The sequence below is a fragment of the Candidatus Acidiferrales bacterium genome (assembly GCA_036514995.1).
Classification (GTDB): Bacteria; Acidobacteriota; Terriglobia; order Acidiferrales; family DATBWB01; genus DATBWB01.
This window is the reverse complement of record DATBWB010000013.1, coordinates 42,553-55,000: the sequence shown is the minus strand read 5'-3', so window position 1 is coordinate 55,000 and position 12,448 is coordinate 42,553. Positions and strand designations below refer to the sequence as shown.

Below are 12,448 nucleotides of genomic sequence, written 5' to 3'. Positions count from 1 at the left end.
AAGCTGGCCGACTTTCGCCCGCGGCCACCAACTGCGAACCTCGTCAGGACGTGGTGGAGTTGAAAATCCCGCTTCGGTTGTCGGGCCGCTCGAAATGGTTTGTCAAGGTTTCTTGCGGCTCCCGGGCCAGGGAACGATCATGGAGACGCCGCTGCGATACACCTTGTAGTCCTCGCCGTGCACCCGAATCATGTCGCGCTCTTCGAATTGGATCGCCAGCAGGATGTAAGCGGTGGTCATAACGGCGAAATACAGGTGGCCCAGGGTCATTCGCGGAGTGCTCCAGAAAGCGATAAGAAACCCAAGGTAGATGGGATGGCGCACGAACCGGTAGGGGCCGGGCGTCCTGAAGGCCGGCGGTTCATAGGGCTGCTGCCGCCAATACCTCCATACCTGCTTGAGCCCGAACAGGTCGAAATGGTCGATCAGGAAGGTTCCCACCAGTACCTGTAACCATCCGAGCCAGAACAAGCCCTGCAGCACGAGCTTCCCGGCACGCGCTTCGACTTCCCAGATTACCGTCGTCATCGGCTGCCAGTAGGTGCAGAGTGCCAGGAGAACAAGGCTGGCGAGCAGAACGTACGTGCTGCGTTCGACGGGCGGGGGAACGATTTTGGTCCAGGCCCGCTTGAACCACTGCCGCGCCATTACACTGTGCTGGACGGCAAACAAGCCCAGCAGCACCGTGTTGATCACTAGGGCGAGGCCCCGGTCGGCAGTCGGCTGGGGCTGATCCAGAGTCCATACGAACCAGATGGCATAGAGGAAGGTCCCGAAGAAAATGAGGTAGCAGAGAACCCCGTAGAGCAGGGCGACAAAACGCCCCATCGCACACCTCCTTATTTCTTCTTTGCGAGAAAGTGACCTGTCACCCAGTTGGCTGCCAGCCTAAGCCCTTCTGCCATGCAAGTCAACTCGGCAAAGAAAACCTCGCGGTCTTTCGCCTAACCGTGCATCCGCTGTTACGGGACTCAGAGAACAAGCAGCGACGCGCTGCTTGTAGCCTAAGAGTACTTGCCGAAGCCGCCGCCAGTGAATAATCTGCTTTGAGTCCCGATGGGCGGGATCGCGCGATTCATGCTCATGAACCCTTCGAGCCAAACTCTCAGGGCAAGCCTTCGCGTCCAAAAATTCGGCGGAAGCTGCCTCTATTCCGCCGAGCAGTATCTGCACGTCGCCAGCTACCTGGAGAATATCTGCTCGCGGGGAGAACGAGTCGTCGCGGTCGTCTCCGCCATGGGCAAGACCACGCAAAGCCTGCTCGACCTAGCGGAAAAAGTTTCGGCCAAGCCGTCGGCGCGCGAACTGGATCTTCTGCTAAGCACCGGCGAGCAGCAATCCATCGCCTTGCTCGGAATCGCCCTCAAGGCGCGAGGCATTCCCGCGCGGGTGGTGCACGTCTTTGAGCTCGGCATCGTCACCGACAATCGGTATGGGTCCGCCGAAGTCTTGCGAGTTTCCGCCGATCGTCTGCGAGGCTGGCTGGAGGAGTCGCCGCTGGTTGTGGTGCCGGGCTTTGTGGGTGTCACCGAAGACGGGTCGGTAACGACGCTCGGCCGTGAGGCCTCCGATCTGACGGCCGTTTTGCTGGCATCGGCCCTGAACGTCCCGCGCTGCGAATTGTTCAAGGAAGTGGATGGGGTTTACACGGCCGATCCCGGACTGGTGCCCGGCGCCCGCCGGCTCGCCCGCCTTGCCTACCCGGACATGCTCGAACTGGCTCGCTCGGGCGCCAAGGTCCTTCATCCCAGTGCGGTTCGCCTGGCCGAGCAACGCCACATTCTGCTCGAACTCAAGACTCTCCATCGCCCCGACATCAGCACCACCGTGGACGGGCAAGAGGAATCGCCCCCAGCGATTTTTCTCGCGTTGACACTCAAACAGGATTGTCTGCTGGCTCGCGTTGCCCAAGAGCATCGCGCCCGCTTCAGCGACTGGCTCCGAGAGAGTGCCGCTGATCGCCTGGTGCTCGCGGAACCCCGGAGCTTCGCGGTCGCCGGATCAGGGCGTGAGCCGGGGTGGCTCCTGGCGACGGACCGGAGAGGGTTTCCGTTGCCGGATTACGTGCAGTCGGAGGAAGTGGCTACGGTGACCCTCGTGGGGGCGATTGAGGACGACCTCATCCGGCGCGGGGAAGAAATCCTGGCGGCGCCGGGCGGGGCAGTGGACATCATTGGCTTGGCGCGTTCCGAGCGCGCCGCGCGCTGGCTGGTTTCGCCGGGAGATGGCCCAGCCGCCTGCCGCGCGCTTCATCGCCGGTTAGTGGAGCAAACTGCCTGAGGCGGATCAAAAGGAGCAGAAAACTGAAAGCGGAAAATAGAAAGTAGTCCCGCTTTGGCGGTGCCGCTCCGGGAATCTTTTCTAATTTCTATTTTCTATTTTCTAATCTATGGATTCCTCCTGAAGGATCGGAACGATGGCTGCGAAAATTCCTGTCGGCATCCTCGGCGCCACCGGCCTGGTGGGCCAGCAACTGATTGCCATGCTCACCCGAGAGCAGCAGGGCGGCCCGGGCGAACATCCCTGGTTCCACATTACCGAACTCTATGCCTCGGAACGATCCGCCGGAAAATCCTACCGCGACGCAACCCCTTGGCGGGTTGACGGTCCCTTCCCGGAAGAGGTTGGCCGGCTGACCCTTCGGGCCACGGATCGTTGCGGCGACGCCCAGGTTATTTTCTCGGCTCTCGATGCTCAGGCGGCTGCCGAGGTGGAACCGCGGTTTGCCGGCTGCGGCGCCAACGTCGTGAGCAACGCGAGCGCTCACCGCATGGAGGCTGATGTTCCGCTGCTGATTCCGGAAGTCAACGCCAGCCACGTCGAAGCGGTGCGCCGGCAGCGCTCGGGCCGGGGTTGGAGCGGAGCGATCGTCACCAATCCCAACTGCACCGCCATTATCCTGACGCTGGCTCTGGCGCCGATCGAGCGCCGCTTCGGCCTGCAGCAGGTTTTTGCGGCCACGTTGCAATCGGTCTCCGGCGCCGGCTATCCGGGAAATCCGGCCATCGATCTGATTGATAACGTCGTACCCTTCATCCCCGCCGAAGAAGCCAAGATCGAAACCGAGCCCAGAAAAATTCTCGGGGGCTCAAGTCCCGGCGGCTTCCAACCGGCTGATCTCCTTCTGTACGTCCACGTTCACCGGGTTGCGGTCCGCTGGGGACATCTGGTCAGCGTAACCGCCAGACTCAAGAAGGAAGCAACTCTGAGGGAAGTGCGCGAAACGTTCGAACATTTCTATGAGGAGTCCCCGCTCGATTTGCCGAGTGCGGTCCGTCCGGTGGTGGTCCTCCGGGATGAACCCGACCGGCCGCAACCCCGCTGGGATGCTTCCGCCGGCGGCGGGATGCAAGTCACCGTGGGGCGCCTGCGCATGCCTGCGCCGGACCTGGTGCAATTTTCCGCCTTGGGCCACAACCTGATCCGCGGGGCCGCCGGCGCCGCCCTCCTCAACGCCGAACTCCTTGTCGCTCGCAAGCTGATTCGGGGTTGAACCGGACGGTGTCGCTGCTGCCTGGAGCGGGTCGGGCTCTTCTTTCTGAGCGAGTACCGCCCTCGACTACGGGCGGGATACCGGCCTCAGCACGATGTTGAACACCACCCGGGCATCGTCTTTGGTCTTAACGCCGCCCCTGAAGCCGGTGAAAGGCTGGATGCCAAAATCGGATTGGCGAAAGGAAGCCTCGCCTCGCGCGCGCCAGATTTCGCCCTGGCGCTCCACGACCACGTCGAGTTCGAGTGTTTTCCTCTGATCGCGGATGGTCAAGCCACCGCTCACGCGAAACTGATTGCCGGCTCTTCTTTCCACCTTTTCGGATTGGAAGCGAATCTCGTTGTAGCGATTGACGTCGAGCATCCGGGAGCTTTCCAGCCGGTCCTGAAGATCGCGGCGCTTGAGGTCGGTCGTCTTCGGGTCAATGACCAGGACAGCCTCGGTCGGGATCGACACCCGCACCCTCGACTGCGTCGGAGCTTCCTCATCCCATTCGACCTCGATCAAGTACCGAACCGCCTGGAGCCAATGGTCTTCGGCAAAGGCCCCGAGCACGCCGCCCTTGTAGAGATAGATGGAAAAGTCGCTCTGTCGGGGGTCGGCTCGAAGGGTGACCCCTCCGGCAGCGGCCCGCAGAGGCAATGCCAGCAGGAGAAGCAACCCGACTGCGCTTCCGGCGTGTTTCCTCATCATCGTTCCCGGGCCCCGTCGTGCTCGCCCCGATCCAATCGGCAAAAGCTTGCCCTGAAGTGAGCCGCGCCAACATTGACACGAACCGGCTGCTTCCGGCAAGATGGAGTCCGCTACTACGCTTTCATCTCATCTACTGCCTTGCTCGTTCGGGTTTCGTCTCGGCCGGGAGGTTCCCCTTGAGCGATGAAACGGCTGCCGCGCAAAGATCCGCAATCAGCGGGGAAATGGTAGCGCTCCTCCGCGCTCGCGCGCAGGAACACCCCGAACGAATCGCGGTGCACGACGGCGACCGCGCCGTTACCTACCGCGAGCTTCTCGAGCAGGTCCGGAGCAAGGCTGCCATCCTGGCTGACCATCCCGAACCGCGCATCGGGCTGCTCCTCCCGAATAACCCGGATTTCGTCACCTGGTTTTTTGCCGTGCTCTGGTCCGGTCACGCCGCGCTGCCCCTGCCCACCACCGTCCCGCCGGCCGGGCTCGCTCCCCTCCTGGTGGACGCGGGCGTCGAGACGATTGTCAGCACCCAGCGGCTGGCGCCGGCGCTCGATGCTCTGCGAGCCTTGCCTACGCCCGTCAAGCCGCCTCTCAAGAATGTGCACTATGTGGAGACCGCCGCATCCGCAAAATCGCTGGCCGAGCCGCAGCCCAAGGGCAAAGTGGCCACGCTGCTTTACACCTCAGGCACCACCGGAATCCCCAAAGGGGTCTTGCTTTCCGACCGCAATCTGCTCGCGAACGCCGAAGACGCCCGCGTGGCTGGCCGGATGCAGCCGGAAGAGCGCTTGCTGGCCGTGCTGCCCTTCTATCACGCCTACGGGCTGACCGTAACGATGCTGCTCCCGCTCGTCTATGGCGGCACCTGCGTCACCTGCGAAACGTTGAACCCGGCCAAGTGGCTCGAGCTGATCGAGAAGCTCAGGGTTTCCGTCCTCGTGCTCACTCCCAGCCTTTACGGGGCGCTGCTGATGGCGCGCGCGGCCGCCGCGGCGGGCAAGCCGGTGAATACCGACTCGCTCCGGCTTTGTATCTCCGGCGGCGAAGCCCTTTCCGCCACCGTCGCGGCTGAATTCGAGCGGCGCTTTGGCAGAAAAATTCTTCCCGGTTATGGCGCCACCGAGACGGCGCCCGTGATTTCCATGAACCGCGAACTCGCCTGGAAGCCGGGCACGGTGGGCCAGCCGCTGCCCAGCGTGCAATGCGAAATCCGCGATGAGGCTGGCCGGAAACTTGCCCCCGGCGAGATCGGCGAGCTTTGGGTCAAGGGGCCGAACGTCATGCTCGGTTATCACAATCGGCCGGAGGAGACGGCTGAGAGGCTGCGCGAAGACTGGTATCGCACTGGCGATCTCGGCACGCTCGATGGCGACAACTTCTTATCCCTCGCCGGCCGCAAGGACGACCTCATCAAACACCACGGCGAGAAGGTTTACCCGTCCGAGATCGAGCCGATTCTCGAAACGGTGGACGGGGTTGAGCAAGCGGTGGTGGTGGGTTGGAGCGATGAGGAAGCCGGGCAGGTGCCGGTGGCGTTCGTCCTGCCGCGGCCGGAAGCCAGCCTCGCTGAAGCGCAACTCCGCGCCGCGTGTCGCGAGCGGCTGGCCGCCTTCCAAATTCCCCGCCGCTTCGTCATCAGCCGCGAGTTGCCCCGCCGCCCGCCCCTGAACAAGCTTGCCCGCAAGGACCTCATCGCCTGGGCTGTCGCCCAAAAGCTGCTGTAGAAGAGCATCCTTCGTTGGGCTTCAAGCACCCGCTGTTTGGCGCTTTCGGCGGAATCCACCACATCTACGTCAACCGAACGGGACTGGCAGCGATGAAGGCCGGAGCGGACCGCAAGTTTCCTGACGGCAGCGTCATCGTCTTTGACCTGCTGGAAGCCAAGCAGGAGGGCGGTGCATTGACCGAAGGCAAACGGAAGCTGCTCGGCGTAATCGTGAAAAACAGCAAGCAATACTCGGCCACCGGCGGCTGGGGCTTTGAAGGTTTCGGCGAAGGTGCGCCCGACAAGCGCCTGGTGGACCCCGCCAAAGGCGGGGCCAAGACTCAGTGTTTCGCCTGTCACATGGCCCAGGCAAAACACGACTACGTCTTCTCGAACTATCGGCCCTAGGGAAGCTTGCTCCCGAAGCGTCGGGATCCCTGGCCCCGAGTCCCGTCCCGAGGCTGCGGGATCACTTCCCCATCCGGCCTGCTTCAACTTCAGGTAGAATCCCCTTCTTGATTTTCTACTGCGTGAGGCAAACATGCGCCTGCTCATCGTTTGGGTTCACGTGCTGGCCGCCGTCGTCTGGGTAGGGGGGATGGTTTTCCTGGTGACGGTGGTTGCCCCTTATGCTCGCAAGCTCCCTGCCGAGCAGCGGCGCGATATCTTTGAACAGCTTGGCCGGCGCTTTTCTACCATCGGTTGGGGATGCATCGCCGTGTTGCTGGTGACCGGCATCGGCAACCTGATCGAGCGGGGGTTGGAATGGTCGCCTGCTTTTGCCCGGGCGCTGGGCGTGAAGCTGCTTTTGATCGGCATTATGGTTCTGCTCGCCGCTTTCCACGATTTTGTCCTTGGGCCGCGCTCGGCAGCGCTGGCGGCAGACCCGGCCAGAGCGAACGAAGCCCAGGCGGCGCGCGTTCGTGCCAGTTGGATCGCCCGCATCAATCTTGCGCTCGCCTTGGTCGTTCTCCTTCTGGGACTTCGCCTGTCCAGCACCTGATGCCGATCCCGTTGAAACGAGCTCGCTCCCGCCCGCATGGCCCAGCTTGAAAAGCCACGTGGGATGCGGTTGGTGGGACCTCCCAGCAGCGAGAGTTACATTCCCGCTTTTCAGATTTCTATTTTCTAGTTTCTATCCTTCGCTGGTGGGGTCTCCCGGCAGCAAGAGTTACATGGCGCAGGCAACTTCTACTGGGCAATTTTTGGCAGTTCGTTACAGGACTGTCTCATATTGCTTCTAAGCTGTTGATAATACAATGTATAAATTCGATATGTTGCTGACACATTTTGGCAATCAATATGCATAGTACTAGGACGGGCTAAATGCCAGCTAGCCAGTTGGGCTGGGCTTGGCAGCTAGAAAAAAAACAGGGGGAAGGCAGCAACCCGTCGGAGGGGTCCGGCGGGTACCAAGAAAGCCGAGGTTAACGCCTCGGCTTTTTTGTTTGTCCGGGCCGCTCGTCGGGCAGCCGCTGCTACGAAGCCCAATTCCAATCAAATTCGCGAAAGTTGGAAATGACGCCGGTCAGATGTTCCAAGAAACCATTGCGCTCGAAGCTTGCGAGGGCATGCGTTGTGGCGAGGGCCACACACCGGCAACCGGCGCGGATAGCGGCCTCGATACCGGCCAGAGAATCTTCAAAAACCAGGCAGCACCCCGGCGGAACGCCGAGCCGCTCGCTCATGGCAAGAAAAATGGCCGGGTGGGGCTTGCCTTTGACCGCGTCCTTTTCGCTGAGGATCACCTCAAACCATGACCGGAGCTTTAATTCATCCAGGACAAAATCCACATTGACTTGCGGCGCGGAACTGGCCAGGCCGATGCGGTGGCCACGCCGGCGAATTTCCTTGAGCAAATCGGTCAGTCCTTCAACCGGGCGAATGTGCGGACGATACAGTTCACGGTAGAGCGTCTCGAGTTCGTCGCCCTGCTGCCTGGCCTCTTCCGGGGTGATCTTGTCGCCCAGAAGCTCCCGAAAAATTTCCGGGTTCCGCTTGCCCATCATGGTCTCCAGATCAATTTCCGGCGGAACGTCAATCTTGTTTCGGGTGACGTACTCGCGCCAGGCGAGCAGGTGATACCGCGAGTTGTCCACCAGCACCCCGTCCATGTCGAAGATGAAGGCTTGGATCATTTCGGGATGGACTTCCGCGACGGCCGCTCGTGCCGTTCCAACTTATTGTGCTAGCCCAGCGGCGGAAGCCGCTGGCTTGAACAGAGGGAACAACACTTCGCTGACGTTCGGCCCGTGGGAACTATCTCATAACATTGCACTGGGCGCAGTTAGTTGGAACGGCACTACGCGCCCAGGGCGGATTCGATGGCTGCGGTGAGGGCCGCTGTCCAACGGTCCACCAGCTCTTGCGTCTCGGCTTCCACCATCACCCGGGCGAGCCCTTCTGTTCCCGAATAGCGCAAGACGACGCGGCCAGATTGTTCGAGCGCCGCTTCCGCTTCCTTCAGCACGCGGGAGACTGCGGGCAACTGTTCGAATGGTTTTTTTTCTCTCACCCGGACGTTCACCAGCTTTTGGGGAAAAATCTTGAGATCGCCGGCCATCTCATCGAGAGCCCGGTTCGCCCCAAGCATCATGCCGACGATTTTGAGGGCGGTCAGCATGCCGTCGCCCGCCGTCGAATCATCGAGGAAAATGATGTGGCCGGCCTGCTCGCCCCCCAGATTGGCGCCGCAGCGCAGCATCTCTTCCAGCACGTACTTGTCGCCGACCGGCGTGCGCTTGAGCTTCAGTCCCTCGCGTTCGAGCGCGCGCTCGAGCCCGAGATTGGCCATCACCGTGCCGACCACAACCCTCCCTTTGAGCTCGCCCCGGGCTTTCATGCGGCGGGCGGCTACGAGCAGCGTGCCGTCGCCGTTGACGATGTTGCCGCGGCGATCGGCGAAGATGGCCCGGTCGGCATCGCCGTCAAACGCCACCCCCAGTTGCGCGCCCGCTTCCACGACCTTGGCGGCGAGCTTCTCCGGGTGGAGCGCCCCGCAACCATCGTTGATGTTTCGGCCGTTGGGCTCGTGGGCGATGGCAATGACCTCCGCTCCCAGCGAGGAAAATAGTCGCGGGGCAAGCGCCGAGGCGGCGCCATGAGCGCAGTCGAGGACGATCTTGAGGCCCCGGAGAAAAACTCCCCCCGGCAGCCGGCTGCGGAGAAAGTTCAAGTAGTCTTCGGCGTAGCGCGGCTCGAAGGGCCGTTCCACCTCGACGGCGCTCGCCCCGATAAGATCGGGGCTCACATCGAGCCCGGCGCGACTCAAAATATCAGGCTCGAGTTGCTCCTCGATTTCATCGGCGAGTTTCATCCCGGTGCGGGCAATGACCTTCACCCCGTTATCGTGGTAAGGATTGTGGGAGGCGGAAATCACAACGCCCGCGGAGAAGCCCTCGTTCTTGGTCAGCCAGGCCACCCCCGGGGTAGTGATCACACCCGCTGAAACAGGCTCGGCGCCGCCGCTGGCCAGACCTTCGGCGATGCGTTGGGCAATCGCCGGCGACGACTCGCGCGTGTCCATGCCTATCAGCACGCGCGGCGTGGTCTCCTCGCTGGCCAGGTATTCTCCGAGCGTGCGGCCAATCCAGTGCAGCGTGCGGTGATCTAAAGGAAATTCTCCCGGAATCCCACGGATGCCATCCGTGCCAAACAGTGTGCGCATGAGAAGAGTCCGCCGCTCAAACGTCCGCGGCCCGTCGCCCAAGGAACAAGCTGCCCCGTGCCCCAGCCGAGCTGCGCACGGCGCCTTCATTCGAACCGGCCATTTTATTACCTTTCTAACTTTCGCCGTCGGAAAAAATTCGTTCTATCACCGCTTGCGCAGGCTTGCCCGCCTGGTCCCGAAGGCTCCGAACAACGCAATTAAAAATAGCGCACGGCTTTCCTCAGGCGAGCCCGGCAGAGATGCCGACGCCCACCCGGACGTCGGACTGTCGGGTTTTTGTTGGGAATGTTCGCCTTCAGGACGATATGGATGACACGTTAAGGCGCGTCACTCCTCACAACATGCATGCCGGGATGAATCCCGCCACCGGCTAAGGGTCCGGCCGGCGAATGAGACGAAGGCGAACCTCGGAGGGAGACAGTCGGACGACCCGCGTGCCGTAGGGCACTTCAATGTCGCCTGGTTTCAACGGAAAGACATGTTCGCCGGCCCGGCGCCCGAGCAGATCGATCGCTACCACAATGTCAGCCGGAACGAGCCGCCGCACCAGCGGCGCCGAGCCGCGCAACCAGACGCGGATGGTCGCGGGAACATCTCCGCTCACTTCGAGGTTCGCCGGCACATTGCGCAGCTCGAGCGGCACGGCGTAACCCACCTCCGCCGGCGGTTCGCCCGTCACCGCTGACCAGAGCAAAAAGGCCAGCACCAGGGCGAGGAGCTTCAGCCACAAGTTGTGCAGGAGATAGCGACGCAGAAAATTCATCGTGCTCCGTCCTCAGAGGACGGCCCGGAACTCGCTGGCGGCGAGCTTTCCGTGGCGGCTCCCGCCACCGCCGAAGGGGAAGGCCATCCCACCCGCGGCCGAGGCCCTTGCAGAAGTTCCGCCAGCCGGTCGGCCAATCGCTCCGGGCTCAAGCCGATCTCGATTGTGCCGCCTAAGCAAAGGCTGATCAGGCCGGTCTGTTCGGAAATGACGACAGTGACGGCATCGGTTTCTTCGGTCACCCCGATCGCGGCGCGATGACGGGTTCCGAGCTGGGTCGAAAGCACCGGGTTGAGCGAGAGCGGCAGGAAGCATGCCGCGGCGGCCACCCGGTCGCGCTGGATGATCGCTGCCCCGTCGTGCAGCGGTGATTCTGGCCGAAAGATGGAGATGAGGAGATCGTAGCTGAGCAAGGCGTCGAGACCAACGCCCGATTCCACGTAAGTTTTCAGGCCCATGTCGCGCTCGATCACCATCAGCGCCCCGGTGCGATTCTGCGCGAGGTAGCTGGCCGCCAGGATGACGTCGTCGTAACTCTCGGTGGGTTGCTGCGCGGAGAAGTGCCGCCAGAAAGGATTCTGTCCCATGCGGGCAAGAGCGCGGCGAATCTCCGCCTGGAACACGACGATGAGCGCAAAGACAAAATAGGGCAAAACGTTGGTGAGCAGCCACTGAACCGTTTCCAGGCGGCCCCACCGGGAGGCGTAATAGAAGACAACCACCAGCCCGACGCCCAGCAGCATCTGGATGGCGCGGGTGCCCTGGATCAGGTGAAGAAAATAGTAGATGATGACGGCAACGATCAGAATGTCAAAGATCGCCGCCGCAGTAAGCCGCGGGAACGACCCCCAGGGCAAGGCCAAAGCCGGCATCTTCACCTCGAGCAGATAAAGTTACCCCACCCAACTCCCGACGGCAAGACCGGTCTTGTCAGACCACGGAACCACAGATGAACACAGATAAACACTGGAGGAGGAAAATGACAGAAGGGAAGGGCAGTCTTTCGAGCCCAGCTCTTCCGGCTTCTCATCTGTGTCCATCTGTGTTTATCCGTGGTTTCACGACCTTCCGAGAATGGCGTCGGCGAGGCGAACCACATCGCGCATCTCGCGCACGTCGTGGACGCGGACGATATGAGCGCCGGAAAGGACTGAGGCGGCGACGGTGGCGGCGGTGCCCCACTGGCGCCGGTCGGCAGGGGCATCGTCCAGCAATTTGCCAATAAAGCTTTTCCGCGAAGTGCCGATCAGCACAGGGAAACCAAGCGCGGCGATTTGTTCGAGCTCCCGAATCAACTCGCAATTTTGCTCAACCGACTTGCCAAAGCCGATCCCCGGGTCAAGGATGATCCGGGACCGCCGGACGCCGGCGGCCAGCGCCCTCGCAACCGATTGTTTGAGGCCCTGCCGCACGTCTTCGAGCACATTCCGGGCGAAGGGCTTTTTCTGCATCGTCTTCGGCGTGCCGCGCATCTGCATCAGGATGAGCCCGGCGCGAAAGCGAGCAGCAACGCTGGCCAATTGCCCGTCCAGCCGCAGCCCGCTTACATCGTTGATGATCTCCGCGCCGGCCTCGAGCGCCGCCGCCGCTACCGTGGATTTATACGTGTCCACCGAAATGGGGATCCGCAACTTCCCTTTCAGGCCTTCGAGCACCGGCCGCAGACGCCGCCATTCTTCTTCCACCGGTAGAAACTCGGACCCCGGGCGAGTGGATTCGCCACCAATGTCAACGATGTCGGCGCCGGCCTGCTCCATTTCAAGGGCGTGATTCACGGCTGCTTCCGGTGAGAGGAACATGCCGCCGTCGGAGAAGGAATCCGGGGTCACGTTGACCGCACCCATGATCAATGTGCGTTCGCCGAGCACGAGCGTGCGCGAAGGCAACTTCAACCGAAACCGCTTCCGCTGAACCATCAGAACGCCATGCTATCGCTCCCGCTGAGGCGGGGCAAGCGTCTCGGGCGAGGGATGCTGATTTCCCGACGATGCGAGGAGCTGTCCTTGAGGTCCGAAAGACCGGCAGAAACAAAAGGCCCCCGATCCCGGATGTCGGAATCGGGGACCTTTGGCGGGGGTTCGATCCCCTTTGTACGCCAAGCTCGCTACAGCTTGGCTCAATGAACGAGCA

Annotated in this window: 12 protein-coding genes; 5 read left to right on the top strand and 7 right to left on the bottom strand. The window is 62.1% G+C overall.

Features of this window, described 5'->3' with window-relative positions; translation table 11 throughout:
* Positions 1 to 102: 102 nt before the first annotated feature.
* Positions 103 to 828, bottom strand: a complete 726-nt coding sequence (locus VIH17_01150; protein ID HEY4681840.1) for an isoprenylcysteine carboxylmethyltransferase family protein — start codon at positions 826 to 828, stop codon at positions 103 to 105.
* A gap of 228 nt (positions 829 to 1,056) precedes the next feature.
* On the opposite strand from VIH17_01150, the gene VIH17_01145 reads away from it, so the two are divergent.
* Positions 1,057 to 2,280: a hypothetical protein gene (locus VIH17_01145; GenBank protein HEY4681839.1), complete on the top strand. Its 1,224-nt coding sequence runs from the start codon at positions 1,057 to 1,059 to the stop codon at positions 2,278 to 2,280.
* 136 nt (positions 2,281 to 2,416) lie between these two features.
* Positions 2,417 to 3,493, top strand: a complete 1,077-nt coding sequence (gene asd / locus VIH17_01140; GenBank protein ID HEY4681838.1) for an aspartate-semialdehyde dehydrogenase — start codon at positions 2,417 to 2,419, stop codon at positions 3,491 to 3,493.
* A 66-nt stretch (positions 3,494 to 3,559) separates the two neighbouring features.
* Here the strand turns inward: asd and VIH17_01135 are convergent, their stop codons facing one another.
* A complete protein-coding gene (locus tag VIH17_01135; GenBank protein ID HEY4681837.1) occupies positions 3,560 to 4,186 on the bottom strand; it encodes a YceI family protein in 627 nt (208 codons plus the stop codon).
* 176 nt (positions 4,187 to 4,362) lie between these two features.
* On the opposite strand from VIH17_01135, the gene VIH17_01130 reads away from it, so the two are divergent.
* The 3 genes from VIH17_01130 (at position 4,363) to VIH17_01120 (ending at position 6,888) form a co-directional block, all read left to right on the top strand.
* Positions 4,363 to 5,904 carry an AMP-binding protein gene (locus tag VIH17_01130; protein ID HEY4681836.1) on the top strand — a complete coding sequence of 514 codons (1,542 nt, stop codon included), beginning with the start codon at positions 4,363 to 4,365 and terminating at the stop codon, positions 5,902 to 5,904.
* A 14-nt stretch (positions 5,905 to 5,918) separates the two neighbouring features.
* Positions 5,919 to 6,293 (top strand): cytochrome P460 family protein, encoded by a 375-nt coding sequence (locus VIH17_01125; protein HEY4681835.1) that lies wholly within the window; start codon positions 5,919 to 5,921, stop codon positions 6,291 to 6,293.
* Positions 6,294 to 6,426: 133 nt separating this feature from the next.
* Positions 6,427 to 6,888, top strand: coding sequence for a DUF4149 domain-containing protein (locus tag VIH17_01120; GenBank protein HEY4681834.1), 462 nt, complete (start codon positions 6,427 to 6,429; stop codon positions 6,886 to 6,888).
* A gap of 475 nt (positions 6,889 to 7,363) precedes the next feature.
* Here the strand turns inward: VIH17_01120 and VIH17_01115 are convergent, their stop codons facing one another.
* The 5 genes from VIH17_01115 to folP form a co-directional block, all read right to left on the bottom strand.
* Positions 7,364 to 8,023, bottom strand: a complete 660-nt coding sequence (locus VIH17_01115) for an HAD family phosphatase (GenBank protein ID HEY4681833.1) — start codon at positions 8,021 to 8,023, stop codon at positions 7,364 to 7,366.
* Between the two features lie 164 nt (positions 8,024 to 8,187).
* The gene (gene glmM / locus VIH17_01110; protein ID HEY4681832.1) at positions 8,188 to 9,552 is read right to left on the bottom strand and encodes a phosphoglucosamine mutase; all 1,365 of its coding nucleotides are present in this window, start codon (positions 9,550 to 9,552) and stop codon (positions 8,188 to 8,190) included.
* 373 nt (positions 9,553 to 9,925) lie between these two features.
* Entirely contained in the window at positions 9,926 to 10,318 is a 393-nt protein-coding gene (locus VIH17_01105) for a hypothetical protein (protein HEY4681831.1), read from the bottom strand.
* Positions 10,315 to 11,190 (bottom strand): diadenylate cyclase CdaA, encoded by an 876-nt coding sequence (cdaA, locus tag VIH17_01100; GenBank protein ID HEY4681830.1) that lies wholly within the window; start codon positions 11,188 to 11,190, stop codon positions 10,315 to 10,317. The genes VIH17_01105 and cdaA overlap by 4 nt, the downstream gene beginning before the upstream one ends.
* A 186-nt stretch (positions 11,191 to 11,376) precedes the next feature.
* Positions 11,377 to 12,234, bottom strand: a complete 858-nt coding sequence (gene folP, locus VIH17_01095; protein HEY4681829.1) for a dihydropteroate synthase — start codon at positions 12,232 to 12,234, stop codon at positions 11,377 to 11,379.
* Between the last annotated feature and the right edge of the window lie 214 nt (positions 12,235 to 12,448).